The sequence below is a fragment of the Micromonospora sp. DT44 genome, from assembly GCF_049841635.1.
GTDB lineage: Bacteria > Actinomycetota > Actinomycetes > Mycobacteriales > Micromonosporaceae > Micromonospora.
This window is the reverse complement of record NZ_JBNCKS010000022.1, coordinates 61,801-87,652: the sequence shown is the minus strand read 5'-3', so window position 1 is coordinate 87,652 and position 25,852 is coordinate 61,801. Positions and strand designations below refer to the sequence as shown.

The following is a 25,852-nucleotide window of genomic DNA, read 5'->3' as shown; positions in this document are numbered from 1 at the left end:
ACCACCCCGGCCGAGCCGATCGACACCACCCCGGCCGAGCCGATCGACACCACCCCGGCCGAGCCGATCGACACCACCCCGGCCGAGCCGATCGACACCACGCCGGTCGAGCCGGTCGAGGCCGTTCCCGCCGAGAGCGCGTACACCGGGACGACGCCGGCCGACACGACCCCGGCGGTCGCGGCCGGCCTGCCCGCGGCGGACGTCGACGAGGCCGAGCCGGCGCGGGCCACGCCGCCGGTCCGCGCGGCCGACGCCCCGCCGATCCCGGCGGACGCGGCGGACACGGCGGCCACGGCGGACACCGACCCGACGGGCCCGGCGGACGACTTCCGCCGGATCCAGGGTGTGGGGCCGAAGATGGCGGCCGCGTTGCAGGCGGCCGGAGTGCGCACCTACCGCCAGCTCGGCGAGCTGGACGAGCCGGCGCTGCGCGACCTGATCCGGACCGCCGGCCTGCGCGGCGCGCCCGCGCTGGCCACCTGGCCCCAGCAGGCTCGGGTGCTGGCCGGCGCCGGCGACGCGGCGACCGCCGTCCTGCCCGGCGGCGACCAGGGCTGACGCACCACCGTGAACCCCCGGACGTCCGCGCGGACGTCCGGGGGTTCGCTCGTTCCGAGCGCCCGACGGAGGCCGGGACGCGGGCCGAACGACGCCCGGTCGGGGGACGGTGGGACGAATCCCGAGGTGGCGGGGTGGGCCGCTGGCTAGCGTCGGTCGAGGTGGGCCGGACGGTCCGCCGAGTCGACCGGCACCGCAGGAGCGAGCGTGCAGTTCTCCGCGCCGGAGCCCGGGCCCGGAAGGACGCGACCACCGGTACGCGACCCGGATTCCCCCCGCCGGGTGACTCTGCTCGAACTTTTCTTCGACCTGGTATACGTGGTCGCGCTCGCGCTCATCTCGCGCGGCATGGTCGACCAGCTCGACTGGCACCGCGCCGGACGGGCGTTGATCCTGCTGGCCGCCGTCTGGTGGACGTGGGCGATCACCACCCTCGTCACCGACCTGTACGACCCGGAACGGACCGAGATCAAGCTGCTGATCGCCTCGGTCATGTTCGGCGCGCTGCTGATGACCACCGCGATCCCGGAGGCGTTCAACACGCGCGGCATCGCCTTCGCCGGCACGTACGTCGCCATCCACCTGGGGCGCGGGCTGTTCCTGATGCCGGCTGTGCGTCGCCAACCACAGACCCAGCGCCGAGCGTTGCGCATCTTCACCTGGTTCGTCGTGTCGGCGATCCCCTGGATCATCGGCGCGTTCGTCGCCGGTGACGCCCGGATGGCGTGCTGGGCCATCGCGCTTGCCATCGACTACACCGGCTTCCGGCTCGCGTACCCGGTGCCGGGCCTGGGGGTGGTGCCGGAGCCGCAGCGCAACGTCACGGCCGAGCATCTGTCCGAGCGGTACCAGCAGTTCTTTATCATCGCGCTCGGCGACGCCATCCTGACCATCGGCACGATGTTCAACCTCAACCACACCGAGGCGCAGAACATCGTCTCGTTCGCGGTGGCGTTCGGGACCACCCTGCTGCTGTGGCGGATCTACGTTCACAAGTCCGGCCAGCTGCTGCCGGCGGCCATCAAGATCTCCGGCGCGCCGGCCAAGTTCCTGTTCACCGCCCCGTACACCCACCTGCTGATGATCGCGGGTGTGGTGACCACGGCCTCCGGGTTCGACCTGGTGCTGCATGACCACCCGGGACGTACGCCGCCGGCCTGGGTGGCGGTGATCCTCGGCGGCCCGGCGCTGTTCCTGGTCGGCCGGTCCTCATTCGAGTACGAGGTGTTCAGTCGGGTGTCGCCGTCCCGCCCCGGCGGGCTCCTCGCATTGCTGACGATCGCGCCCGTGGTGATGTACCTGCCACCGCTGGCCGCCTCGTTCGGCGCGCTGCTGGTGCTGGCCGGGGTCGCCTACGCGGACCACCTCCGCAGCCACGGCAAACCACCGGAGGCCCCCGCACCGCCGCACTGAACCGGCCGTCGGCCGGCAGGCGGTCACACCAGCGCGCCCGCGTACCCCCGGGCCTGCAGCCGCTGCCCGGCGGTGTTGCCGAGACGCACCTGGAGGCCCAGCGGCGCGGCGGCCCGGCGTACGTCGTCGACGTGCAGCGAGCCGTGCCGGTCCACGGTCAGCACCGGCGGCTCCTCCAGCTCGCCGACCGGCGCGTGGAAGGAGAGCAGGGTCACCGAGGTGGTGAGGTAGCCCGGGTAGGCGGCGCGGGCCACCGCCTCGTCCGGGTGGGCGAGCACCACCAGGTCGCGCAGGTGGGCGAAGTCGGCGGCGAGCGCGCCGGCCTTCCAGTGGGCCGGCTCCTCGGCGGCCCCGGTGTGGTGCCGGGACCGGTTCGCCGACGTGATGTAGAGGTGGTCGGTGCCGGTCTCGGCGAGCGCCCGCTCAAAGAACGTGTTGGACGGGCAGGTGAGGCCGGGAGCGATGACCTGGGCGGTCCGCAGTCCGCAGTCGACCTGCGTGAGGTGGTCGGGCAACCGGTCGGCGGCCGGACCCCGGAAGCCGAACGGCCCGGCACCGTAGAGGGCGTCCATCAGGGCCCGTACCCGGCCGACCGGCAACCGGGGCGAGATGCGGGACCAGTCGAACATCCCCGGGATACGTCCGATCGCGGTGGTGATGCTGCCGACCTGGTCGACGGACCGACCCTTGGCCAGGTTCACCCGACGGACGGTGGCCGGGTCCGGGCGGGCGACGAGGGCGTAGACGTTGGCGAACGCCACCGCGACGATCGCGCCTCCCGCGAGCGCGCGGGCAGCGACCGCGACGTCGTGGGGGCGGTCGACGTAGAGCGATGGTGTCGGGACGTCCATGGGTCCTCCTCGGCGGGCCGTGAGGCAGTTCTACGTCCGATGCCCCGCGCGGCGGCCGGGTCGGTCGGCGATCCGATAGCCGCGCGGGGAGACCTCGTGCGGGCGGCCGATGCCGGCATCGGCCGGACGGACGATGCGGCGGGGGTACGACGCGTCCACCGTTAGCGGCGCGACCCGATTGGGTACAACGCGTGCACCTCAGCTCCACCACATTCCTTCAGGAGGCAGCGATGCGCGGCACCTCGATACTCGGAGTCATCGTCGTTATCTGGCTGGTGATCGGCGCGGTCGCCGCCGGCCAGCGGGGCTACTACAGCGGCGACGACACCAACTGCGCCGAGGCGGGCACGATCCTGGTCACGATCGTGGCCGGACCGTTGAACTACATCGGGGCCAACCCCAAGATCGACTGCAAGCTGCCTGAGCCGTCCAAGTAGGACGAAGGCGGTTCGCCCGGCCCGCGCCCGTGTAGGGCGCGGGCCGTTTTTCTGTCCCGGGATCGACCCGGTGGCGGGGCGGCCAGGCAGCCGGTTGGTCGGTCGGTCGGTCGGGTGATGGTGAGGCCGGCGCCCAGGGCGGGCGCAATGGGGCGAAGAAACCGAAAGGTGATGTCGGGGCGTTCATCGCGAAGAGGGGACATCTATCCGGCACCCGGCGGCTGACAGCCAAAAAGTTTTGTGGGGTCTCTACAAATCAGCGGCGGTTGGTTGGGCCGTTGCACCATGGCGCCGTCCACTCCGAGCCGGAAAAGTGATCACTGCCGGGAGCCGTCATGTCTCGGCACGTACAGATGGTCTACCAAAGGGGTCAGTCGGGTGTTCAACCGCGTCGCCATCGTCAACCGGGGTGAGGCCGCCATGCGCCTCATCCACGCGGTCCGGGAGCTGGCCGCGGAGACGGGCAGCCGGATCGAGACGGTCGCCCTCCACACCGACGTCGACCGCACAGCCACCTTCGTGCGCGAGGCCGACATCGCCTACGACCTCGGGCCCGCGTCGGCCCGCCCGTACCTGAACCTCGCGACGCTCGAGCGCGCCCTGACCGAGACCGGCGCCGACGCCGCGTGGGTCGGCTGGGGCTTCGTCGCCGAGGATCCCGCCTTCGCGGAGCTGTGCGAGAAGATCGGGGTCACCTTCATCGGACCGAGCCCGGAGGCCATGCGCCAGCTCGGCGACAAGATCGGCGCGAAGCTGATCGCCGAGGAGGTCGGCGTGCCGGTCGCGCCGTGGAGCCGCGGGGCGGTCGAGAGCCTGCAGGCCGCGACGGCGGCAGCCGCCGAGATCGGCTACCCGCTGATGCTCAAGGCGACGGCCGGCGGCGGCGGGCGCGGCATCCGCGTGGTCACCAGCGACGCCGAACTCGCCGACGCGTACGAGCGCACCAGCCAGGAGGCGGCGCGGGCGTTCGGCAGCGGCATCGTGTTCCTGGAGCGTCTGGTCACCGGCGCCCGGCACGTCGAGGTCCAGGTGATCGCCGACGGTCAGGGCACCGCGTGGGCGCTGGGCGTGCGGGACTGCTCGGTGCAGCGGCGCAACCAGAAGGTCATCGAGGAGTCGGCCTCGCCGGTGCTCGACAAGGCGCAGGCCGCCGAGCTGAAGACGTCGGCGGAGCGGCTCGCCGTGGCGGTCGGCTACCGGGGCGCGGCGACCGTCGAGTTCCTCTACCACCCCGGCGACCGGCTGTTCGCGTTCCTGGAGGTCAACACCCGCCTACAGGTCGAGCACCCGATCACCGAGCTGACCACCGGATTTGACCTGGTCAAGGCGCAGCTGCACGTCGCGTCGGGCGGCCGGCTCGTGGGTGACCCGCCGCTCGAGCGCGGGCACGCCATCGAGGCCCGGCTCAACGCCGAGGACCCCGACCGTGACTTCGCGCCGTCGCCGGGGCGGATCGCGCGGCTCGACCTGCCCGCCGGGCCGGGCATCCGGGTGGACACCGGCGTCAGCGAGGGCGACACCATCCCGGCCGACTTCGACTCGATGATCGCGAAGATCATCGCGTACGGGCGGAACCGCGACGAGGCGCTGGGCAAGCTGCGGCGGGCGATGGCCGACACCACGGTGATCATCGACGGTGGCGCGACGAACAAGAGCTTCGTGCTCGACCTGCTCGACCAGCCGGAGGTCATCGACGCCAGCGCCGACACCGGCTGGATCGACCGGGTCCGCGGCGAGGGCCGGCTCGTCACGCACCGGCACTCCGCGGTCGCGCTGGCCGCCGCCGCGATCGAGTCGTACGAGGAGGAGGAGCGCGCCGAGCGGCAGCGGCTGCTGTCGACCGCCGCCGGTGGGCGTCCGCAGGTGCAGCACGCCAGCGGCCGACCGCTGGACCTCAAGCTGCGGGGTGTCACCTATCGGCTGCGCGTGGCCCGGATCGGCGCGCACCGGTTCCGGGTGGGCATCGAGGTGGGCGGCGACGTCCGCACGGCCGACGTTGAGCTGGACCGCTTCGACCGGCACACCGGCCAGATCGTCGTCAACGGCGTCCGGTACCGCCTGCTCACGGGCACCCACGGCCCGACCCATCTCGTCGAGGTGGACGGCGTGACGCACCGGGTCAGCCGCGACGAGGGCGGCGTCCTGCGCTCCCCGATGCCCGCGCTCGTCGTCGCCACCCCCCTGGAGGTGGGCGCCGAGGTCGAGGCGGGCGCGCCGGTGCTGGTGCTGGAGGCCATGAAGATGGAGACGGTGCTGCGCGCGCCGTTCCGGGCCCGGCTCAAGGAGTGCGCCGTCTCGGTGGGCAGCCAGGTGGAGGCCGGTGCGCCGCTGCTGCGGCTGGAGCCGATCGTCGACGAGGCCGCCGACACCGTGGCCGCTCCGAGCGGCCCCACCGTCGAGCTGGACCTGCCCACCGTCGATGCCGGCCTGTCGTCGTACGAGCGCAGCCGGCGCGGTCAGGAGGACCTGCGCGGCCTGCTGCTCGGCTACGACGTCGACCCGCACGACGACCGGCGGGTGCTCGACGACTATCTCGTCGTACGCCGGTTGGCGGCCGAGGACGGGCACCGGCCGCTGGCCGCCGAGGTGGACCTCGTCGACGCGTTCGCCGACCTGGCCGAGCTGAGCCGCAACCGGCCGACCGGCGAGGACGGCGGCGCGCACGCGCGCAGTGACCGGGAGTACCTCCACACCTACCTGCAGAGCCTCGACGTGGAGCGGGCCGGTCTGCCGGACGCCTTCCAGGCCAAGCTCGCCAAGGCGCTCAGTCACTACGGCGTGACCGACCTGGAGCGCTCCCCCGGCCTGGAAGCCGCCGTGTTCCGGATCTTCCTGGCCCAGCAGCGCGCGTCCGTCGACGCCACCGTCGTGGCGTCGCTGCTGCGCGAGTGGCTGCGCGAAACGCCGCCGGACGAGTCGCTGCGGGAGCCTGCGGGTCTGGCGCTGGAACGCTTGGTGGCCGCGACGCAGGTCCGCTTCCCCGCCATCGCCGACCTGGCCCGGGGCGTGGTGTTCGCATGGTTCGCGCAGCCGCTGCTGCGCCGCAACCGCGCCCGCGTCTACGCGCAGGTGCGGGCCCACCTGCGACACCTGGACGCCCAGCCGGACTCGCCCGACCGCGCCGAGCGCGTCGCCGAGATGGTCCGCAGCACCGAGCCACTGGTCCGTCTGCTCGGGCAGCGCCTCGTGCGGCACCACCTCGACAACACGGTCATGTTGGAGGTGCTCACCCGCCGCTACTACGGCAACAAGGCGCTCAACCGGGTGCGGACCCGCGAGGTCGCCGACTGCTCCTTCGTGGTCGCCGAGCGGACGGACTCCACCGTGGTCTCCGCGGCCGTCCGCTTCGACGGGCTCGGCGACGCGTTGCGCGGGCTCGCCGAGCTGGCCGGCGCCGAGGACTCGGTCGACGCCGACATCTACCTCGGCTGGGAGAACCAGCCGGAGGACTTCGACGCGATGGCCGCCGCGCTGCGCGACGTGCTCGTCGCCCATCCGCTGCCGGTGCAGGTCCGGCGGCTCACCGCCACCGTCGCGGGTCGCGGCGGGGCGGTCATGCACCACCACTTCACGTTCCGCCCGTCCGACGTCGGGATGGTCGAGGACCGGCTGATCCGCGGTCTGCACCCGTACATCGCGCAGCGGATGCAGTTGGAGCGGCTGCACAAGTTCGACCTGACCCGGTTGCCGTCGTCGGACGAGGAGGTCTACCTCTTCCAGTGCGTGGCGCGGGAGAACCCGGCCGACGAGCGCCTGGTGGCGTTCGCCCAGGTACGTGACCTGACCGAGCTGCGCGAGCAGGACGGCCGGCTGGTGGCGCTGCCCACCGCCGAGGACGCGGTGGCGGCCTGCCTCGACTCGATTCGCCGGGCCCAGTCGCGCCGGCCGTCGAAGACGCGCTTCACCACCAACCGGATCGTCGTCTACGTGTGGCCGCCGAGCGAGCTGACCCGCGAGGAGATGGAGATGATCGCCGGGCGGGTGCGCCCGACGACGGTGGGCGCCGGCCTGGAGGAGATCCTGTTCATCGCGCGTCAGCGCGACCGCCGCACCGGCGAGCTGACCAAGATCGCGGTACGGATCTCGTTCGACGCCCAGGGCGGCGCGGAGCTGACCGTGGGCGAGCCGCCCGCCGAGCCCGTCGAGCCGCTCGACGAGTACCGGCTGAAGGTGCTGCGGGCCAGCAGCCGCAACACGGTGTACCCGTACGAGCTGACCGGTCGGCTCGGTGAGTTCGTCGAGCACGACCTCGACGACGCGCATGCCGCGCAGGATGGACGGTGCTCGTCTCCGCCCAAAACCGGCTCCGACGGCGCTCCGTCGCTATTACCGGTGGACCGGCCGAGGGGGCGCAACCGCGCCGCGATCGTCGCGGGCGTCGTCACCGCCACCACCGAGCGACACCCGCAGGGCGTGACCCGGGTCGTGCTGCTCGGCGACCCGACGAAGTCGTTGGGCGCGCTGTCCGAGCCGGAGTGCCGGCGCGTGATCGCCGCGCTGGACCTGGCGGAGCAGATGCGGGTGCCGCTGGAGTGGTGGGCGCTCTCCGCCGGGGCCAGAATCTCGATGACCTCGGGTACGGAGAACATGGACTGGGTGGCGGCGGCGCTCAAGCGCATCGTCGAGTTCACCCAGGCCGGCGGTGAGATCAACATCGTGGTCGCCGGCATCAACGTGGGCGCGCAGCCGTACTGGAACGCCGAGGCCACGATGCTCATGCACACCAAGGGTGTCCTGGTGATGACCCCGGATTCGGCGATGGTGCTCACCGGCAAGCAGTCGTTGGACTTCTCCGGCGGCGTCTCCGCCGAGGACAACTTCGGCATCGGCGGGTACGACCGGGTGATGGGCCCGAACGGGCAGGCGCAGTACTGGGCGCCGAACCTGACCGCCGCGCGGGACGTGCTGATGGCCCACTACGACCACACGTACGTCGCGCCCGGCGAGGACGCCCCGCGGCGGGTGACCACCACCGACCCGGTGGACCGGGACATCTCCCCGTTCCCGCACGACGTGGCGGGCAGCCCGTTCCGCACGGTCGGCGAGATCTTCTCCGCCGAGGCCAACCCGGACCGCAAGAAGCCGTTCGACATCCGGACGGTGCTGCGGGCCATCGCCGACCAGGACCGCCCGGTGCTGGAGCGGTGGGCGGGCATGGCCGACGCCGACACGGCGGTCGTGCAGGACGCACACCTCGGCGGCATCCCGGTGTGCCTGCTCGGTATCGAGTCCCGGTCGGTGCCGCGTCGGGGGTTCCCGCCCACCGACGGCCCGGACACCTACACGGCGGGCACGCTCTTCCCCCGCTCGTCGAAGAAGGCCGCGCGGGCCATCAACGCGGCCAGCGGCAACCGGCCGCTGGTCGTGCTGGCCAACCTGTCGGGCTTCGACGGCTCGCCCGAGTCGATGCGCAAGCTGCAACTGGAGTACGGCGCGGAGATCGGCCGGGCGATCGTCAACTTCCAGGGTCCGATCGTGTTCTGCGTGATCTCGCGATACCACGGCGGCGCGTTCGTGGTGTTCTCGAAGGCGCTGAACCCGAGCATGACGGTGCTCGCGTTGGAAGGGTCCTTCGCCTCGGTGCTCGGTGGCGCTCCCGCCGCCGCGGTGGTGTTCTCCGCCGACGTCAACGCCCGGACGGCCGCCGACGAGCGGGTACGCGCCCTGGAAGCCCGCGTCGCCGCCGCGTCCGGCACCGAGCGCGCCGCGTTGACGGCCGAGCTCGACGAGCTGCGGTCCTCGGTGCGGGCGGAGAAGCTCGGCGAGGTGGCTACCGAGTTCGACCGGGTGCACAACATCCAACGGGCCGTCGAGGTCGGCTCGGTGGACGCCGTGATCCGCGCCGCGGAGCTGCGTCCGCGCGTCATCGAGGCGATCGAGGCGCGGCTGAACGCTTGATCCGCCGCCGGTCCCGCTGAGTGGGGACGGCACCGACCCTTCCAGGTCGGTGCCGTCCCCACTGCCGTTGACGCCCTGCCGCCCGGCGCAGCGGCGAAACTTTCATCCGATGACTATCCACAGTCGCGCAGCTCACCCGTCTCTTTTCCGGAAGTTTTCAGAGTTGACGGGGCCCATCGACGGCCATAATGTTTCGAACGAGTTTCCGGTCCTTCAAAGCCACTCCCCCGTGCCCTTTCATCCCGGGCCGCACCCTTCCTTCAAAGATCGACACTTGTCGATCATTATCGAGAGGTAGGCAGATGAAGCCAAGACGGTGGATCAGCGCCGGCGTCGTCGCCGTCGCGACCGCTGCGGCGTTGAACGCGCTTCCGGCCACCGCGAGCCGGCCGTACGACCCGACCACCCAGACGCTGGCGGCCCTCGGCCAGCGCCACGGCCTGAAGATCGGCACCGCGGTCAACGCGGAAGCCCTCAACGACGCCAACGACCCGCGCTACCGCCAGCTCGCCGCCTCGGAGTTCTCCTCGGTCACCGCCGAGAACGCGATGAAGTGGGAGAGCCTGGAGCCCACCCGGGGCACCTACGACTGGACGGCCGCCGACCAGCTCATCCAGTTCGCCCAGCGCAACCACCAGAGCGTCCGGGGCCACGTGCTGGTCTGGCACAACCAACTGCCCGCCTGGCTCACCAGCGGCGTCGCCGACGGCACCATCAGCAAGCAGGAGCTGCGCGAGCTGCTGCGCAAGCACATCACCGCCGTCGCGAGCCGCTACCAGGGCAAGATCTGGCAGTGGGACGTCGTCAACGAGGCGGTCAGCGACCCCTGGGACACCCCGTCGACGCTGCACTACAAGGGCTTCTGGGCGCAGAACCTCGGCCCGGACTACATCGCCGACGCGTTCCGCTGGGCCCGCGCCGCCGATCCGAAGGCGCTGCTGTTCTACAACGACTACAACATCGAGGCGTTCGGCTCGGGCAACCCGGCCGACGACAAGACGCAGTTCGTCTACGACATGGCCAAGGGCCTGCGCGCCAAGGGCGTCCCGATCGACGGCGTCGGCTCACAGGGCCACCTGGGCACCCAGTTCGGCAACTTCGACACCCTGCAGGTGACCGCCGCCCTGAAGCGCTTCTCCGCGCTCGGCCTGGCCACCGCGTTCACCGAGGTCGACGTCCGGAGCCAGATGACCGCAGGCGTCCAGGCCGGTAACTCCGAGGAGATCAACCCCCGGTTGCAGGCGTCGGCGGCCAACTTCAGCGTGCTGATGAAGGCGTGCCTCGCCGTACGCGACTGCCTGTCGTACACCGTCTGGGGTTTCAGCGACAAGTACTCGTGGGTGCCGGACTGGTTCAACGACCCGCCCGAGGGCCTGGCCACCATCTACGACGAGAACTACCAGCCCAAGCGGGCGTACCAGGAACTGAAGTCGGATCTGATCTTCGCTGGCCCGCCGTACGTCCTGCCGCGCGTCGCGCCCCGGCCGCACCGCTGAGCCGGCACGGGTCGTGCGGGGTCCCACCCTCCCCGCACGGCCCGTGTCAGCGGGCCACTGTCATGTCGTCATCGGGCAGGAGCGGGCGCATGAACGTCCGCTCGTAGCGCAGCACGCAACCCGACTCGTCACGGATCGCGTCGGCCGCGACGAACTCCGGGTCGTGGCCGAATCGTGCGCGGTACCGCTCGTACGCCGCGAGGCTGTCGAAGCTGAACAACGCCTCGGCCCGGTCGCTGGCGCCCTCGGCGGGCAGGAAGTAGCCGTGGTGCACGCCGCCGTGCCGGGCCACGAGCCTCATCCACGCGCGGGCGAATCGTTCGAACGCCTCGATCTGCGCGGGGTCGATGGTGTAGTGCACGACGCAGGTGATCATCGGTCCACCATAGAGCGCCGGGCGGCCGGCAGTAGGATCGCGGACACCTCGGCGAAGAGTGCCGCCCTGCTGCCGGAGTCCGCATGTCCGACGATCCGCCCGGCGACACCGACCGCCGCCGGGGCATGACCGTTCCTGGCCGGCGCGCGAACGGCCCGTTCCGCGCGATTCGCCGGGCCCTCGCCGTCGGCTGTCTCGTCGTCGTCGCCGGTGTGCCGGCCCGGCCCGTCCCCGCCTCCCCCGCGCCCACGACCCTGTGGGTGGCGCAGCTGAACCTGTGCAACAGCGGTCGCGCCGCCTGCTACACCGGCCGGGCGGTGCCCAGGGCCGCCGAGCTGATCAGGACCGAGCGGCCCGATCTGGTCACCCTCAACGAGATCTGCCAGGACGACGTGCCCCTGCTGGCGGCGGTGTTCGCGACGGTGCACGGCCGCGCGAGAGTCACGTCCGCCTTCCAGGCTGCCGGCGACCGGCCCAGCGGCGCCGACACCCGGTGCCGCAACGGCCGGGCGTACGGCATCGGCCTGCTGGCCCGACTGCCGACGACGGCCAGCCGGTACACGGTGCACAGTGGGATCCACCCGGCGCAGGACCTCGCCGACCCCGAGGAACGGCCCTGGCTGTGCGTCCACGTCGAGGGTGGGCTCAACGCCTGCACCACCCACCTGGCGGCCACCAGCCGCAGCGTCGCGCTCACCCAGTGCGGCCACCTGATCGACGCGATCCTGCCCGCCATTCGTCGGCGCACCGGGTACGCCCCCACGGTGCTGAGCGGTGACCTCAACCTGGGCCCCGGCGACGTGGGGACGTGCGCGCCGCCTGGTCATCTCCGCGTCGGTGACGGGGCGGTGCAGCACATCGTGGCCAGCGACGACATCGGCCTGTGCTGCGCCCGGTCGGTCGACCTGGACGGGGCGACCGATCACCCCGCCCTGTTGGCCACCCTCGTCGTCGGCTGCGCCCGCCCGGCCGGTCAGTCCTCGTCGTCGTCCGGTTCGAGGTCCTGCTCGTAGTAGTCGAGGTCGTCCTCGTCCATGTCCTGCGCGGCCAGCGCTTTCTCGGCCTCGTCGGCGCGACCCTGCGCCCGCAGCGCGAGGGTCAGCAGCGCGGTGGCGTCGTAGCCGTACTCGTCGGGGTCCTCGGCCAGCACCTCCCGGGCCTCCGCCTCGGCGCGGGCCGGCTCGCCGAGACGCAGACGCAACCGCGCCCGGTACAGCCGGGCCGAGCGACGATCGTCCGCCAGCTCGTCGCCGCCGAACAGGCTGACGGCCGTATCGAGCCGGTCGAGCGCCTCGGCGGTACGGCCGGCACGATTCAGGAGCTGCGCGGCGGTCACCTGGTCCCGGCCCGCCAGCTCGGCGGAGTCGGGCCGCGCCGCCGCGGCGAGGGCGTCGACGCGCGCCAGCATCGCCCAGGCGACGTCGTCGGGCGGCCGGTTGGCGAGCCGGCCCAGCGCCTTGCGCAGCACCCGCAGCTCGGCGTCGGCGTCACCGTTGGCCCGGTGCCGGTCGGCGGCCGTGACCAGGTGGGTGAACCCCTCCGCACCGTGGAGCAGGTCGGCGGAGTCCTCCAGGACGACCTCCAGCGGCGGTAACCCGTCGGGCAGGTCCCCGGCCCGGATCAGCTCGGCGAGCACCACCCGCGCGGCATCGCGGTGGTGGTAGCCCCGGCGGTACAGCTCCCACAGCAGGTGGCGGCAGCGCAGCGCGTCGTCGCGCAGACCGACCCGGTCGAGGCTGCGGACCGCCTCCTCGGCGGCCTCGATCGCGTCCTCCTGCCGGCCCGCGTTGCGCAGGGTGTGCGCCACGTCGAGCCGGGTCCGTGCGGCGCCGGCCTGGTCGCCGGCCGCGGTGAGCGCGGCGACCCGTTCGACGAGCGCGGCCAGCGCCGGGTCGGTCGCCCGCTCGGACGTGGTGACCCGCCCGGCGAGGACGGTGAGCGGCACGTGCCGCGCCACCGGCGTCGCCGCCATCCGCGCCTCGACCCGCTCGCTCTGGTGCCGGTTGCCGTTCCGGACGTCGAACCGGGCGGCGATCGCGCGGGCCTGCGCGGCCACCTCGTCGTGCACCTCGGCGACCGTCGCCTCCCAGCGGCGGGTGCCGTCGTCCGAGCGGCGGGACAGCGTCAGGTCTGCGTGACCCGCCGCGCGCAGCCGGCCGAGCACCAGCGCGGCGGACGCGGCGAACTCCATCGCCGCGTACGGCGACGAGGGGCGCTCCAGCCAGCTCAGGTGCCGCTCCACCAGCTCCAGGCCCCGCGCCTCGTTGCCGGTCAGCCCGCAGAACAGCACGTGCTGGGCGAGGTTGTCGAGGTGGTGACGGTCGTCGCGGATGCGGCGGTAGCCGTCCCGGTGCGCCTCGACGGCCTCGTCGAAGCGGCCCGTCCGCAGGTACGGCGTGAGCAGCTCGCTGAGCATCCACTGTGGCTGTTCGGTGCAGCCGCCGCGCTTGTACGGCTCCCCGATGGTGATGGCCTCGTCGAACCGGCCGAGCGACGTGAGGTGCCGGACCTGCCCCGACGGAACGCACGCCTGGCAGTCGGACATCGAGTCCCGCTTGGCGGTGACCATCCGGTCGTACGCCTCCTGGGCGGCCTCCATGTCCCCGACATGGTGCGCCACGAGCCAGCGATGCTGGTGGACCGCGTGCAGGCTCTGCCCGGCGAGCTGGTAGCGGCGCTGCATGTCGTCGAGCACCGCCATGGTGCGCTCCAGCGGGATGTCCGGGAACTGGGGCAGCGCCCAGACGATCCATTTGAAGTCCCACAGCAGCGAGCGCGCGTGGTAACCCTCGACCACCTCCGGCTGCCGGTCGAACGTCGCCAGGCACCAGGAGAAGGCGAGGAACGCCCGGGTCGGGTCGCCGCCGTGGTGGAAGTCGCTGATCGCGCTCATCCGGGCCGAGAAGGCGAACGGCACGTCGCCGGCCGCGTCCGCGTGCCGGAAGACCGCGTCCAGCGCGGCGAAGCGGGCCGGGCCACGTGGCAGCGCGTACGCCTGGCTGAGGCGCTCCCGCAGCTCCTGCTCGGAGGTGGTCATCGGGTTCCCTCCATGGCGCGGGCGAGCAGACCGAGGAACGACTGGTTCAACGCGGCCGTGTCGGCGGGCCGCAGCGGCTGGTGGCCCAGCAGCAGCGCCTGCACGTACAGGCCCTCGATCGCGAGCGTCGTCAGCTCGTCGTCGCCGGTGGCGGTGGCCTGCCGGACAAGGGGGTTGCGGTGGTTGAACACGAGCTGCGGCCGCTCGTCGCGGCCCTGGGTGAAGGTGCCGAGGATCGACGACCACAGCTCGTCGGCCTGCTCCTGCCCCTGACGCAGGTCCACCGCCAGGGCGGTGTCACCGTCGAGCAGGTGCAGCGCCGGCATGCTGGCCGGTTCGAAGGCACGCACGAGCACCTGCACGCCGAGCCGGTCGAGGGTCCGCTGCGCCAGGACGAGGAAGGGCCGCACGGCCAGCTCGACGTCCGGGTCGAGCGGTTCCAGCCGGGTCGCCAGGTCACTGGCCGTGAGGATCTCGGTGACGACGCCGCTGTCCACGTCGGGCAGCCGACGCAGCAACTCGGCGTCGTACACGTAGCCCGCGTTGACCACGGCGATCCCCTGGGCGGCGGCGACCGCGGCGAGCTGCCGGAACTCGTCCACCGACGGCGTGTACCGCACCACGCCGTGCCGCTCCCGGAACTCGGCGAGCGTCAGCGGGCCCATGTTCGTCTCGAACGGCCACCACTGCTCGACCAGGCGCAGCATCTCGTCGTCGTGCACCGCCAGGGCCTTGACGCCCAGGTGGTGCACCCGCAGGAAGGCCTGGAGGCGACGCGGGTCGGTGCGTCCGAGCCGGGTCATCCAGCCGCGCAGGGTGTCGCCCAGCGCGTCGCGGACCTCGTCGAGCAGCGCGTCCTCGTAGAGCGCCTCCCGACTCGCGGTCGGGCGCAGCTCGGTGGTGTCGACCACGCACCGGACGAAGAAGGCCCACTCGGGCAGCAGCCGTTCGATGTCCTCGGAGAGCAGCATCTGCTTGAGATAGACCCGGTGGGCCACCCGCGACGTCGGGTTGGCCGGCATAGGCAGCACGAACGCCACCCCGCGCAGGCCCGCCGCGGGCACCGCCAGGTCGATCACGTCGAAGGGCGGAAAACCGAAGACCTCCTGGGCGTACGCGTCAAGGCGCTCCCGCCGTGCCGCCGCCGGCTCGGCCGGGTCGTTTTCCCAGGGGGCGAGTCCGGTGGTGATGGCCTCGTGGTCGACGTGGACGCCGATCGGGAGCAGCGACCCGTACAGCGAGGCGATCTCGACGACGCTGTCCCTGCGCAGCCAGTGCTCGGCGCCGCGCCGGGGCACCAGGGTCACGGTGGTGCCCTGCTCGGGGCGTTCCCGCTCGGCCGGGGCGATGTGCAGCTCGTAGCGCCCGTCGCCGTAACCGATCCACTCGACGGTCGGCGAGCCGGCCGCACGGGTGGACACCCGGATCTCGTCGGCGACCAGGAAGCAGGAGAGCAGACCGATGCCGAACTGGCCGAGGAACTCGTGTCGGGCGAACCCCAGGTCGTCCCGCTTGGAGCTGCGGCCGATCGTGGCGAGCAGCTCGTGCACCTGCGATTCGGTGAGACCGACGCCGGTGTCCTCGACGCGCAGCGTGCCGTCCCCTGTGGACTCCGGTGGGTAGATCCGGATCGCGCCCGGCGCGCCGGGCTCGCCCACCCGACGGGCGGTGATCGCGTCGACGGCGTTCTGCATCAGCTCGCGGACGTAGACGCGTGGGCTGGCGTACAGGTGGTGACTGAGCAGGTCGACGATGCCGCGCAGGTCGACGTGGAAGGTGTAGCTCACAACCGCCCTCTCCCGTGATCCGATCGGCTGCACACTAGCGGCTGACCTGACGCGCTGGGGGGCGCGTTTTCGTCGGACGGCCGTGCCATGCTGCCGCTCACCTGAGGGCGAGGAGCGCAACGCATGGTCACGGTGATCGTTCGGGACGAGACGGCGACCGGCAGAGCCGTCGACCGTTGGCCGTTGACGGGCCTGCCGGAGCGGATCTCCGCGCGGGAGCTGGTTCGGCTACGGGTCCGCGAGGAGGTGGCGCGGTTCAACGCCGAGCGGCCGCGGCACTTCCGGGGCCTGGTGCAGCCGACCGACACGGAGGCCACGCTGAACGGCTACCGGGTCGCCCCGGGCCGGCGGCTCGACTGGGAGGCGCAGGCGGATCGGGCCTGTGCCGCGTTCGCCCACAACGGTTTCCTGCTGCTGATCGGTGATCACCAGGTCGACGACCTCGACGAGGAGATCGACCTGCGAACCGATCCCGACGTGGCGTTCGTCCGGCTCGTCGCGTTGGTGGGTGGCTGACATGGGCGACTGGACGGCGCTGCTCCCCCACCTGAGCGATGCGGACCGGCGGCAGGTGGAGACCGGTCTCGCCGAGGCCGACGAACGAATCCGCACGCTGCTGCGCGCTGCCAGCGCGAACTACTGGGTGTCGTCGGTGACGAACCTGCCGGAGTGGGCCACCGTACGGGCGTGGCCGGCCGAGGAGCGCCGCCGGGCCGCCCTGGCCCTGCACCGGGGATCGACGTCCGGGATGAGCGGGGTGCTGCCCAACCTCGCCACCGAGGATGTCCCCTTCACGCGGGCGGACCTGCTGTGGTGCCTGGACGTGGTCGCTCGCCGAGGCGGCGTCGACGATGGCACCGACCTGGAGCTACCCGCCCTGATCGCGCCGCGCCTGACGGCCGCCGAGCTGGCCGACCTGGTGCCGGCGCTGTCCGCCCTGAGCAGCGAGCTGCTCGACGACTACTTCATCGCGGCGGCGACCCGACGGCGTACCGTCACGCTGCTCGGCCAGGCCATCGACCGCGCCACCGGCAGCCGCCTGCCGGCGTGGCTGCTGCACGACGGGGACAGCTTCGGGCCCACTGTCCGCGCCGACCTGGGCGCCGACCTCGTCGCGCCGGGCGTGCCGGAGCTGCTGGAGCACTGCGCCGCGCTGGACAAACCGGCGGCGACCGCGAAGTGGCTGCGCCGCCTCGACGAACTGCTCGTGGCCGCACACGGCGGCCGGCAGGTCGTCCGCCAGCTCCTCGACGCGTTCACCGCCCACGGGCGGAGCGTCCACGACGACACGGACCGTCTCCTGCGCGGGCTGGTCTGGGCGCTGTCCCGCGAGCGCGACGAGCGGGCGACGGAGCTACTGGCCCGGGCCACCGCCGGCGCGGCCGCCGCACCCCGCCAGGCCGCCGGATTCCCGTACGCCCCACGGACGGCCATCGCGGCGGTACGACTCCTGGCCGACCGGGACGGCGACGTGCCCCTGCGTACGCTGGCCCGCCTCGCGGTGACGGTCCGCAACAAGGCGGTGCGGAGCCGGGTCCAGACCGCGCTGACCCAGCTCGGGGCCCGACGCGGCTGGTCGCTCAGCGAGGTCATGGAGCTGGCCGTCGACGACCACGGTCTCGGACCGGACGGGCGGCTGCGCCGGGCGGTCGGCCCGTACGAGGCGACGGTCGAGATCGTGGGCGAGCGGGCACGCCTGGTCTTCGCCCGCGACGGGGCCAGCCTCAAGGGCGTTCCGGCGCAGGTGAAGCAGTCCCACGAGGACGATCTCGCCGAGTTGCGGAGTCTGGTCAAGCGGGTCGGCGCGACGCTGGTCAGCGAGCGGCAGCGGGTGGAGGGGCTGCTGTCCGAGGAGCGCGTCTGGTCGTACCCCGACTGGTCGTCGCGCTTGCTCGACCACCCGGTGACCGCGACCTACGCGCGGAGTCTGCTGTGGGAGACCAGCACCGACGGCCAGCGCTGGACGGCCGGCCTACCCCGGCGGAACCGCGACGGGTGGACGATGGTCGACCGGGACGGCCACGCCCTCGGCCACGGATCGGTCCGGTTGTGGCATCCGGCCCGCGCCGACACGGCCGAGGTGCTGGCCTGGCGCGCCCACCTGGTCGACGCCGGCCTGACGCAGCCGTTCAAACAGGCGTTCCGCGAGGTCTACCTGCGCACGCCGGCCGAGGAGAAGACGGAGACCTACTCCAACCGGTTCGCCGCGCACATCCTGCGCTACCGGCAGGCCAACGCCCTGATGCGCGCCCGTGGCTGGCAGGCGGGTTACCTGGGCACGTGGGACGGCGGGTACGACAGCGAGGCCACCAAGGTCTTCGGTGGCGGCGCGTGGCAGGCGTCCTTCCACCACGCGCTCGTCAACGACCCGGAGGAGCGCCGCCACGACGTCGAGTACTGCTCGACCGACCAGGTGCGCTTCGCCCGACACGACGGGAAGACGTGGCAACCGGCGCAGATCATCGACGTGCCCCCGCTGGTGTTCACCGAGGCCATGCGCGACGTGGACCTGTTCGTCGGCGTCACCTCGATCGCCACCGATCCACAGTGGGCGGACCGTGGCGAGGACCGGTTCTCCGCCTACTGGCACCGCACGGCGGTGGCGGAGCTGACCCCGTCCGCGCAGGTACGCGGGGACGCGCTCGCCCGACTGCTGCCCCGGATGGCCATCGCCGACCGGGTGGACCTCGCGGAGCGGTACCTGCGGGTGCGGGGCAACCTGCGCGCGTACCGCATCCACCTCGGGTCGGGCAACATCATGATGGAGCCCGACGACAGGTACCTGTGCATCGTGGCGGCACGTCAGCAGACCGGCCGCCTGCACCTGCCGTTCGACGACGACGCCATGCTCGCCACGATCCTGTCCAAGGCGATCATGCTGGCCGCCGACGACCGCATCACCGACCCCACCGTCCTGAGCCAACTCCGACCCGCGCAGGTCGGCTGATGCCGACCGAGCGAGTAGATTACCGGCGCATCGCCAACGAGATAGCCGAAAAGATCAAGTCCGGAGAGCTTGCGCCGGGCGAGAAGTTACCGTCCACGCGGGAGCTGGCCGAACAGCACGGCGTGCACATCTCCACGATCAACCGGGTCATGACGATCCTCAAAGATCGCGGGTCGATCGAGGGACATCCCGGTAAGGGCGTCTACGTAGCAGAGTCCTGACCTCAGGGCAGCAGGAGGATGTGCAGGCGGCGGGGGCCGTGCACGCCCTCGACGCGGATCAGCTCGATGTCGCTGGTGGCCGACGGCCCGCTGATCCAGGTCAGCGGGCGTTGCGGCGTGAGCCGGGCCAGGGCCTCGGGAACGGTGGCCACGACCTGGTCGGCGCGGACCACGCAGATGTACAGGTCCGGCAGCAGGCTGAGCACACGGCGTCCCTGGTCGGGCGAGCCGTCGAGGACCACGGTCCCGGTCTGGGCGACGGCGACCGCGGCGGCGGTGACGACGGCGTCCGCCGCGCCGATCCGCGCGTGGTCGAGGCCGTCGTCGGGCAGCGCGGTCACCGTCGGCGGCAGCCAGGCGGAGGGCAGACCCGGGGGTACGACGACCGTGCCGCCCGCCGGCAGGATGTCGGCGATCGTGTCGGCGACGGCGGCCTCGGGAACCCGGTGCACCTGCGCCCGGTAGTCGGTCAGTCGCTGCGCCAGCTGGTCGAGGTCCGCGTCGGCGGTCCGGCGGTAATCGCGCGGCACCGGCACCGGATCGGCGGGACTGCCGGCGAGCGCGGCGCGCAGTCGGCCGAGGACGAGGTCGCGGGAGTTCACCGATCGGCCCACCATTCGCGGAACGTCTGCGCCGGCGGGTCGGGCAGGTCCCGGCTGGCGGTCCAGCCGTTCAGCGGCGGGGGCAGACCTCGACCCCGCCGACCGGCGAGCCGGCTCAGCCGGGCCGCGCGCTGCCCGGCCGCGTACAGCCGGGGTCGGTCCATGGTGTACGCGGCGGCGGCCATCGCGATCGACTCGGCCGTGGGTCGCTGTCGCGCCTCGACGGCCTCGGCGCGCAGGTGCACCAGCAACTCCGGGATGTTGATCTTCACGGGGCAGGCGTCGTAGCAGGCGCCGCAGAGCGTCGACGCGTACGGCAGGGACGCATTGTCCTCGATGCCGGTGAGCTGGGGAGACAGCACCGCCCCGATGGGCCCGGGATACACCGACCCGTACGCGTGCCCGCCCGCGCGCTCGTAGACCGGGCACACGTTGAGGCACGCCGAGCAGCGGATGCACCGCAGCGCCTGCCGACCCACCTCGTCGGCGAGCACCGCGCTGCGCCCGTTGTCCAGCAGGACCAGGTGAAACGCCTGCGGCCCGTCGCCGGGGGTGACGCCCGTCCACATCGAGGTGTACGGGTTCATCCGCTCCCCCGTCGACGCGCGCGGCAGGAGTTGGAGGAAGACCTCCAGGTCACGCCAGGTGGGCACCACCTTCTCCACGCCCATGACGGTGATGAGGGTTTCCGGCAGGGTCAGGCACATCCGGCCGTTGCCCTCGGACTCCACCACGGCGAGGGTGCCGGTCTCGGCGATGGCGAAGTTCGCGCCGGACACCGCCACCGGCGTACTCAGGAAGGTCTGGCGCAGGAACCGGCGCGCGGCGGCCGCCAGGGCCGTCGGGTCGTCGGTGAGCGCGGGGTCGACGCCGGGCATCTCGCGCAGGAAGATCTCACGGATCTCGGCGCGGTTGCGGTGGATCGCGGGTACCAGGATGTGGCTCGGCCGGTCGTCGCCGAGCTGCACGATCAGCTCCGCGAGGTCGGTCTCGACGGCGGTGATCCCGGCCGCCTCCAGGGCCTCGTTGAGGCCGATCTCCTGGGTCGCCATCGACTTGACCTTGATGACGCGGTCCGCGCCGGTCGCCTGGACGAGGTCGGTGACGATGCGGTTGGCCTCGATCGCGTCCGCCGCCCAGTGCACCACACCGCCGGCCGCCGCGACCTTCGTCTCGAGCTGTTCCAGCAGCTCGGGAAGGCGGTGCAGGGTGTCGGTCTTGATGGCCGCGCCGGCCGCGCGCAACTGCTCCCAGTCGGCCTGCTCGGCGATCACCGATCCGGACTTGGTCCGGATCGTCGTCGTGGCGTGCCGCAGGTTCCGCCGCAGTTGCGGGTCGGCCAGGCTGCGCCGCGCGGCGGTCGGGAACGACTCGTCGCCGCGCAGGTGCCCCACGCCGGGCGGCGCGGTCGCCGGCATGCCGAGGAACGTCCGGCGGGTCACGACCGGGCCGCCGCTGCGCCGCTGGTCTCCGTCGACGCCAGGATCTCGGCGAGGTGCACGGTACGCACCCCGGTGCGCAGCCGTGACAGGCCACCGCCGATGTGCATGAGGCAGGACACGTCGCCGGCAGCGCACACGTCGGCGCCGGTGTCCAGCACGTGGCGCATCTTGTCCGCCAGCATGGCCGTGGACGTCTCCGGGTTCTTCACGGCGAACGTGCCACCGAAGCCGCAGCACTGCTCCGCCGCCGGTAACTCGACCAGGTCGAGGCCGCGCACCTCGCGCAGCAGCTGTCGCGGCCGGTCGCCCACCCGCAGCATCCGCAGCGAGTGGCAGGTCGGATGGTAGGTGACCCGGTGCGGGTAGTACGCGCCCACGTCGGTCACGCCGAGCACGTCCACGAGCAGCTCCGACAACTCGTACGTCCGCGCGGCCACCGACTCGGCCCGGTCGGCCAGACCCTCGTCGCCCGCCTGCCGGGCCACCATCGCGTGCTGGTGCCGGACCGACCCGACGCAGGAGCCCGACGGCGCAACGATCACGTCGTACCTGTCGAAGGTGCGCACGTGGCGGCGCACCAGCGGCACGGCCTCGCGCCGGTAGCCGGTGTTGACGTGCATCTGCCCACAGCAGGTCTGCTCGGTGGAGAAGACGACCTCGTGGCCGAGCCGTTCCAGCAGCCGTACGGTCGCCGTGGCCGCCTGCGGGAACATGGTGTCGGCCAGGCAGGTCACGAAGAGCGCGATCCGCACGGCACACCCCCGCCCGTCGTCACGGTCGGACCCGCAGGTGGGTGACCCCACCGTCGACGTCCAACACCGTACCCGTGGTCGACGCCGATCGGGGTGACGCGAGGTAGAGGATCGCGTTGGCGACCTCCTCCGGGGTGACCAGCCGTCCGATGGGTTGACGGGCCCGCAGCGCCGCCCGCTCGGCCGCCGGGTCGTCCGCCTGCGCGAGCAGCCGCCCGACCCACGGCGTGTCCGCCGTGCCGGGGCAGACGCAGTTGAACCGGATGCCCTCGCGGACGTGGTCGGTGGCCATGGCGAGGGTCAGCGACAGCACGGCGCCCTTGCTGGCCGAGTAGAGCGCGCGGCCCGGCAGCCCGTTGAGCGCAGCGATGGACGAGATGTTGACGACCGAGGCGTGCTCCGAGCGGCGCAGCCAGGGCAGCGCGGCGCTGACTACCCGGGCCATGCCGACCACGTTGACGTCGAGCACCCGGTGCCACTCGTCGTCGCCCTGGTCGGCGACGGTTCCGGTCGCGCCGATGCCGGCGTTGTTGACCACCACGTCGAGGCCGCCGAGCACGGTGGCCGCCTCGGCGACCGCCGCCTCCACCGACGGCCGGCTCGACACGTCGGCGGTGATGCCGGCGATGTCGTCGTCAAGCCCGCTCGGGTCGAGGTCCAGGACGGCCACGCGGGCGCCCCGGGCGCGCAACTCCACGGCGGTGGCGCGTCCGATGCCGGACGAGCCGCCGGTGACGATCGCGGCCAGCCCGGCGAACTCCGCGGTCATGCCGCCACCAGCGTCTGGCGTGCCCGGCCCAGGCCGGCGACCTCCAGCTCCACGACGTCACCGGCGCGCAGGTACGGGTGATCCGGAAGACCCAGCGCGACCCCGGCCGGCGTTCCCGTGTTGATGACGTCGCCCGGGTAGAGGACCATGAACTGGCTCAGGTACCAGAGCACGTGCGCCACCGGGAAGATCATGTTGGCGGTGGACCCGTCCTGGCGGAGCACGCCGTTGACCCACAGGCGCAGCGCGAGCGACTGCGGATCGTCGACCTCGTCGGCCGGCACGAGACTCGGCCCCAGCGGGTTGAAGGTCTCGCAGCTCTTGCCCTTGTCCCACTGGCCGCCGCGCTCCAACTGGAAGGCGCGCTCGGAGACGTCGTGCGACACCGCGTACCCGGCGACGTGGCGCAGGGCCTGCTCCGGAGACTCGGCGTACCGGATGGTCGTTCCGACGACGACCGCGAGTTCGACCTCCCAGTCGGTCTTGGTCGAGCCACGGGGAACGAGCACGTCGTCGTACGGCCCGACGATGGTCATCGGGTCCTTCATGAAGACCACCGGCTCGGCGGGCAGCGCCGCGCCCGTCTCCGCCGCGTGGTCGCGGTAGTTGAGTCCGATGCAGACGATCTTCGCCGGACGCGCCACCGGGGCGCCCACCCGCAGCGACGCGGCCCCGGGCAGCTCGAGCAGCTCGCCCCGGTCGAGCGCGCCGCGCGTCCGCGCGATCCCGTCCGACGCCCAGAACGCCCCGTCCAGGTCGGCGGTGAGCGGCCGCAGGTCGAAGGTCGTACCGTCACGCTCGACGACCGGGATCTCCTGGCCGCTCGGGCCGAGGCGCTGGAAGTTCATCTCACCCTCCTCTGTGTCCGGTTGACTCGCGGGGGTGGCGGACACCCCCGCATTCAACACCGACACACCTCGCCGCCCGCACGGCGGGATCACCTCGGTCAGTTCGGTGGGACCTCGTCGCTGCCCCGGACGCCGAGGGCACGCGCCGTCGCCGCGTCGGCGGGAAAGAACGACTCGACGGCCAGCCCGGCGACTGTGACATCCAGCGGGGTGCCGAACACGGTGGTGGTGCTGAGAAAGGACAGCTCCCGGCCGTGGTGGTGGTACCGGAGCCCGACGGCGACCCGCGAGACCGGGTCGTCGATGGCCGGCGAACGGCCGTTGTCGCCGGGATAGCCCCGCAGCTCCTCGTGCAGCTCATGCAGGGCCGCGTCGCCGGTGGCGGCGGTCGTCTGGCGCAGCCGGGTGAGCAGGTGCGCCCGCCACTCGGGCAGGTTGCCGATCCGCGGAGCCATGCCGTCGGGGTGCAGACTGAGCCGCAGGACGTTTACCGGAGGAACGAGCAGGTGCGGGGCCGCGCCCTCGGTGAACAACGCCACTGCGGGGTTGGCCTCCACGAGCTGCCAGTGCCGGTCGATGAGCACCGCCGGGTACGGGCCGTGGCCGTCGAGGATCCGCCGCACGGCGGCACGCACCGGCGCCAGCTCCGGGTCGTCCAGCTCGTGGCGGGGGTAGACGGGCGCGTACCCGCCGGCGAGCAGGATCGTGTTGCGGTCCGGCAGTGGCACGTCGAGCTGCTCGGCCAGCCGCAGGATCAGCTCGGGGCTCGGCTGGGACCTACCGGTCTCCACGAAGCTCAGGTGTCGGGCCGAGATCCCCGTCTCGATCGACAGGTCCAGTTGGCTCATCCGACGGCTCCGGCGCCAGTCGCGCAGCAGCTCTCCGACCCGTCCCACCGGTCTGGTCGTCGTCACGCGACCGACCCTAGTGAGTGCGCCGACGTACGGACCATTACCTCCGACGTAATCGACAGCGCCCCGGCTCGACCGCAACCATCTCTCCCGAGAGCGGCGCCCACCGCCGCCCGACGATGAGGAGAGAAGTCATGGCTACGAGCTTCGACGCGCTGGCCGAGCGGTACATCGCGATCTGGAACGAGACCGACCCGGCCCGCCGCCGCACCCAGATCGCCGAGGTGTGGGCCCCCGACGCCCGCTACGTCGACCCGCTCACCGTCGCCGAGGGCCGCGACGCCATCGACGCGACGATCGCGGCCGTGCAGGGCCAGTTTCCCGGCCTGACGTTCCGGCTGGCCGGCCCGGTCGACGGCCACCACGACCAGGTCCGGTTCACCTGGGAGCTGGGGCCCGACGGGGTCGAGGCGCCGGTCGTGGGCTTCGACGTCGCCGTGCTGGACGGCAACGGGCAGCTCCGCGAGGTGCTCGGCTTCCTGGACCGGGTCCCGGTGGCCTGACCCGTCCCCCCGGCGCGGGCAGTCAGCGCGGCGGGTTGTCCCGGCGGGACGGGAACGGGGTGCCGGGCGTCCCGAGGGTGGAGCGGGCGCGCAGCCCGACCGGGTCCGGGGCGGCTGCCGGCGCGGCCAGGGTGGGTTCCGGGGTCCAGCGCGCGTCCAGGTACGCGGCGGCGGCCAGGTCGTCGTCGGTGGGGGCGGCGAGCAGGGCGTAGAGCAGCCCGACCACGCCGAAGATCACCGCCACGACGATCGGCACCAGCAGGGCGCTCACCCCGGCACCGGTCACTCCGCCCGAGCGTTCGTGCAGGTGCACCGAGAGGGCGCTCATGCCGGTGAAGTGCATGCCGTTCACCGCGACGCCCATGACCAGCGCGGAGGCGAAGATCGCCAGGCCGCGCCGGACGGTCATCGCGAGCCACAGGGCCACGGTCGCGGCGACGACCGCGATGACCACGGAGAGGACGACCCGGATGGTGTCGTAGTTGAGGCTGCCGTTGAGGCGCATCGCCGCCATGCCGGTGTAGTGCATGGCGGCGACCCCGGCGCCGGTGAACACGCCGCCGGCGATGAGGCGTACCGGGTTCAGCCGGCCGGTGCCGACGATGGCCAGGCCGATGCCGACCGCAACCACCGCGATGGCGGTGCTGGCGACGGTGAGCGGCACGTCGTATCGGATGCGGGTGCCGTCGACGGCGAAGCCGAGCATGGCCATGAAGTGCATCGCCCAGATGGCGGTGCCGCCGAGGGCCCAGGCGGCCAGGAGGCCCCACCAGGCGCGCTGGCGGGCGGTACGGGCCGTGCGGATGCGGCCGGCGCAGACGAGCCCCAGGACCGACCCGAGCACCGACAGCGCGTAGCTCAGCGCGGGCGTGATCCACCCGTACTCAAAGTGATTGATGTCCGCCACGGCGATGTTTCTCCCCACTCGTTACCGGCGCGTATGCACAGCGCCTGGGCAATGATCAGGGGTGCTCCGAGCAGGCGCAATAGCGCCCCCCGGC

General features: G+C 72.5%; 21 protein-coding genes. 10 read left to right on the top strand and 11 right to left on the bottom strand.

Features of this window, described 5'->3' with window-relative positions; all coding sequences use genetic code 11:
- Window positions 1-561 (top strand): hypothetical protein (locus tag ACLQ25_RS15150; protein WP_425731505.1); only part of this gene is annotated, 561 nt, incomplete at its 5' end.
- Window positions 562-768: 207 nt separating this feature from the next.
- Window positions 769-1,974 (top strand): low temperature requirement protein A, encoded by a 1,206-nt coding sequence (locus tag ACLQ25_RS15145; RefSeq protein WP_425731504.1) that lies wholly within the window; start codon window positions 769-771, stop codon window positions 1,972-1,974.
- Between the two features lie 23 nt (window positions 1,975-1,997).
- Here ACLQ25_RS15145 and ACLQ25_RS15140 read toward each other — a convergent pair whose 3' ends face one another.
- Window positions 1,998-2,825 carry a hypothetical protein gene (locus ACLQ25_RS15140; RefSeq protein ID WP_425731503.1) on the bottom strand — a complete coding sequence of 276 codons (828 nt, stop codon included), beginning with the start codon at window positions 2,823-2,825 and terminating at the stop codon, window positions 1,998-2,000.
- A 230-nt stretch (window positions 2,826-3,055) separates the two neighbouring features.
- On the opposite strand from ACLQ25_RS15140, the gene ACLQ25_RS15135 reads away from it, so the two are divergent.
- The 3 genes from ACLQ25_RS15135 to ACLQ25_RS15125 all read left to right on the top strand — a co-directional run bounded on the left by ACLQ25_RS15135 (window position 3,056) and on the right by ACLQ25_RS15125 (window position 10,656).
- Window positions 3,056-3,262 carry a hypothetical protein gene (locus ACLQ25_RS15135; protein ID WP_355052696.1) on the top strand — a complete coding sequence of 69 codons (207 nt, stop codon included), beginning with the start codon at window positions 3,056-3,058 and terminating at the stop codon, window positions 3,260-3,262.
- 378 nt (window positions 3,263-3,640) lie between these two features.
- A complete protein-coding gene (locus tag ACLQ25_RS15130; RefSeq protein ID WP_425731502.1) occupies window positions 3,641-9,160 on the top strand; it encodes a carboxyl transferase domain-containing protein in 5,520 nt (1,839 codons plus the stop codon).
- A gap of 302 nt (window positions 9,161-9,462) precedes the next feature.
- Complete coding sequence (locus ACLQ25_RS15125; RefSeq protein ID WP_425731501.1) at window positions 9,463-10,656, top strand: endo-1,4-beta-xylanase; 1,194 nt, start codon at window positions 9,463-9,465, stop codon at window positions 10,654-10,656.
- A 46-nt stretch (window positions 10,657-10,702) separates the two neighbouring features.
- Here ACLQ25_RS15125 and ACLQ25_RS15120 read toward each other — a convergent pair whose 3' ends face one another.
- Window positions 10,703-11,032 carry an NIPSNAP family protein gene (locus ACLQ25_RS15120; RefSeq protein ID WP_425731500.1) on the bottom strand — a complete coding sequence of 110 codons (330 nt, stop codon included), beginning with the start codon at window positions 11,030-11,032 and terminating at the stop codon, window positions 10,703-10,705.
- Window positions 11,033-11,115: 83 nt separating this feature from the next.
- Between ACLQ25_RS15120 and ACLQ25_RS15115 the strand changes: the two genes are divergently transcribed.
- Complete coding sequence (locus ACLQ25_RS15115; RefSeq protein ID WP_425731499.1) at window positions 11,116-12,045, top strand: endonuclease/exonuclease/phosphatase family protein; 930 nt, start codon at window positions 11,116-11,118, stop codon at window positions 12,043-12,045.
- On the opposite strand, the gene ACLQ25_RS15110 is transcribed toward ACLQ25_RS15115, so the two are convergent.
- Both ACLQ25_RS15110 and ACLQ25_RS15105 read right to left on the bottom strand, forming a co-directional pair.
- The gene (locus ACLQ25_RS15110) at window positions 12,006-14,069 is read right to left on the bottom strand and encodes a hypothetical protein (RefSeq protein ID WP_425731498.1); all 2,064 of its coding nucleotides are present in this window, start codon (window positions 14,067-14,069) and stop codon (window positions 12,006-12,008) included. The two genes, ACLQ25_RS15115 and ACLQ25_RS15110, sit on opposite strands and share 40 nt — an antisense overlap.
- The gene (locus ACLQ25_RS15105) at window positions 14,066-15,856 is read right to left on the bottom strand and encodes an HSP90 family protein (protein WP_425731497.1); all 1,791 of its coding nucleotides are present in this window, start codon (window positions 15,854-15,856) and stop codon (window positions 14,066-14,068) included. The genes ACLQ25_RS15110 and ACLQ25_RS15105 overlap by 4 nt, the downstream gene beginning before the upstream one ends.
- A gap of 123 nt (window positions 15,857-15,979) precedes the next feature.
- Between ACLQ25_RS15105 and ACLQ25_RS15100 the strand changes: the two genes are divergently transcribed.
- The 3 genes from ACLQ25_RS15100 to ACLQ25_RS15090 are packed head-to-tail and all read left to right on the top strand — an operon-like array spanning window position 15,980 to window position 19,024.
- Window positions 15,980-16,372, top strand: a complete 393-nt coding sequence (locus tag ACLQ25_RS15100; protein ID WP_425731496.1) for a hypothetical protein — start codon at window positions 15,980-15,982, stop codon at window positions 16,370-16,372.
- Window position 16,373: 1 nt separating this feature from the next.
- The gene (locus ACLQ25_RS15095) at window positions 16,374-18,803 is read left to right on the top strand and encodes a DUF4132 domain-containing protein (RefSeq protein ID WP_425731523.1); all 2,430 of its coding nucleotides are present in this window, start codon (window positions 16,374-16,376) and stop codon (window positions 18,801-18,803) included.
- Window positions 18,803-19,024, top strand: coding sequence for a GntR family transcriptional regulator (locus ACLQ25_RS15090; protein ID WP_425731495.1), 222 nt, complete (start codon window positions 18,803-18,805; stop codon window positions 19,022-19,024). Before ACLQ25_RS15095 ends, ACLQ25_RS15090 begins: the two co-directional genes overlap by 1 nt.
- A 2-nt stretch (window positions 19,025-19,026) precedes the next feature.
- On the opposite strand, the gene ACLQ25_RS15085 is transcribed toward ACLQ25_RS15090, so the two are convergent.
- The 6 genes from ACLQ25_RS15085 to ACLQ25_RS15060 all read right to left on the bottom strand — a co-directional run bounded on the left by ACLQ25_RS15085 (window position 19,027) and on the right by ACLQ25_RS15060 (window position 24,351).
- Entirely contained in the window at window positions 19,027-19,641 is a 615-nt protein-coding gene (locus tag ACLQ25_RS15085; RefSeq protein WP_425731494.1) for a LutC/YkgG family protein, read from the bottom strand.
- Window positions 19,623-21,044, bottom strand: a complete 1,422-nt coding sequence (locus ACLQ25_RS15080) for a LutB/LldF family L-lactate oxidation iron-sulfur protein (protein WP_425731522.1) — start codon at window positions 21,042-21,044, stop codon at window positions 19,623-19,625. The genes ACLQ25_RS15085 and ACLQ25_RS15080 overlap by 19 nt, the downstream gene beginning before the upstream one ends.
- A 20-nt stretch (window positions 21,045-21,064) precedes the next feature.
- Window positions 21,065-21,820 carry a (Fe-S)-binding protein gene (locus ACLQ25_RS15075; protein ID WP_425731493.1) on the bottom strand — a complete coding sequence of 252 codons (756 nt, stop codon included), beginning with the start codon at window positions 21,818-21,820 and terminating at the stop codon, window positions 21,065-21,067.
- Window positions 21,821-21,839: 19 nt separating this feature from the next.
- Entirely contained in the window at window positions 21,840-22,589 is a 750-nt protein-coding gene (locus ACLQ25_RS15070; RefSeq protein ID WP_425731492.1) for an SDR family NAD(P)-dependent oxidoreductase, read from the bottom strand.
- Entirely contained in the window at window positions 22,586-23,437 is an 852-nt protein-coding gene (locus tag ACLQ25_RS15065; RefSeq protein WP_425731491.1) for a fumarylacetoacetate hydrolase family protein, read from the bottom strand. Before ACLQ25_RS15065 ends, ACLQ25_RS15070 begins: the two co-directional genes overlap by 4 nt.
- A gap of 98 nt (window positions 23,438-23,535) precedes the next feature.
- A complete protein-coding gene (locus ACLQ25_RS15060) occupies window positions 23,536-24,351 on the bottom strand; it encodes a helix-turn-helix domain-containing protein (RefSeq protein WP_425731490.1) in 816 nt (271 codons plus the stop codon).
- Between the two features lie 131 nt (window positions 24,352-24,482).
- On the opposite strand from ACLQ25_RS15060, the gene ACLQ25_RS15055 reads away from it, so the two are divergent.
- A complete protein-coding gene (locus ACLQ25_RS15055) occupies window positions 24,483-24,851 on the top strand; it encodes a nuclear transport factor 2 family protein (protein ID WP_425731489.1) in 369 nt (122 codons plus the stop codon).
- Window positions 24,852-24,873: 22 nt separating this feature from the next.
- Here the strand turns inward: ACLQ25_RS15055 and ACLQ25_RS15050 are convergent, their stop codons facing one another.
- Window positions 24,874-25,758: an MHYT domain-containing protein gene (locus ACLQ25_RS15050; protein ID WP_425731488.1), complete on the bottom strand. Its 885-nt coding sequence runs from the start codon at window positions 25,756-25,758 to the stop codon at window positions 24,874-24,876.
- Window positions 25,759-25,852: the final 94 nt, after the last annotated feature.

What these genes read in the sequence shown, in the direction of transcription:
- ACLQ25_RS15140 (WP_425731503.1), bottom strand. Translation starts at nt 2,825, where the DNA reads ATGGACGTCCCGACACCATCGCTCTACGTCGACCGCCCCCACGACGTC.
- ACLQ25_RS15115 (WP_425731499.1), top strand. Translation starts at nt 11,116, where the DNA reads ATGTCCGACGATCCGCCCGGCGACACCGACCGCCGCCGGGGCATGACC.
- ACLQ25_RS15085 (WP_425731494.1), bottom strand. Translation starts at nt 19,641, where the DNA reads ATGGTGGGCCGATCGGTGAACTCCCGCGACCTCGTCCTCGGCCGACTG.
- ACLQ25_RS15095 (WP_425731523.1), top strand. Translation starts at nt 16,374, where the DNA reads ATGGGCGACTGGACGGCGCTGCTCCCCCACCTGAGCGATGCGGACCGG.
- ACLQ25_RS15110 (WP_425731498.1), bottom strand. Translation starts at nt 14,069, where the DNA reads ATGACCACCTCCGAGCAGGAGCTGCGGGAGCGCCTCAGCCAGGCGTAC.
- ACLQ25_RS15070 (WP_425731492.1), bottom strand. Translation starts at nt 22,589, where the DNA reads ATGACCGCGGAGTTCGCCGGGCTGGCCGCGATCGTCACCGGCGGCTCG.
- ACLQ25_RS15080 (WP_425731522.1), bottom strand. Translation starts at nt 21,044, where the DNA reads ATGCCGGCGACCGCGCCGCCCGGCGTGGGGCACCTGCGCGGCGACGAG.
- ACLQ25_RS15125 (WP_425731501.1), top strand. Translation starts at nt 9,463, where the DNA reads ATGAAGCCAAGACGGTGGATCAGCGCCGGCGTCGTCGCCGTCGCGACC.
- ACLQ25_RS15135 (WP_355052696.1), top strand. Translation starts at nt 3,056, where the DNA reads ATGCGCGGCACCTCGATACTCGGAGTCATCGTCGTTATCTGGCTGGTG.
- ACLQ25_RS15055 (WP_425731489.1), top strand. Translation starts at nt 24,483, where the DNA reads ATGGCTACGAGCTTCGACGCGCTGGCCGAGCGGTACATCGCGATCTGG.
- ACLQ25_RS15065 (WP_425731491.1), bottom strand. Translation starts at nt 23,437, where the DNA reads ATGAACTTCCAGCGCCTCGGCCCGAGCGGCCAGGAGATCCCGGTCGTC.
- ACLQ25_RS15100 (WP_425731496.1), top strand. Translation starts at nt 15,980, where the DNA reads ATGGTCACGGTGATCGTTCGGGACGAGACGGCGACCGGCAGAGCCGTC.
- ACLQ25_RS15120 (WP_425731500.1), bottom strand. Translation starts at nt 11,032, where the DNA reads ATGATCACCTGCGTCGTGCACTACACCATCGACCCCGCGCAGATCGAG.
- ACLQ25_RS15090 (WP_425731495.1), top strand. Translation starts at nt 18,803, where the DNA reads ATGCCGACCGAGCGAGTAGATTACCGGCGCATCGCCAACGAGATAGCC.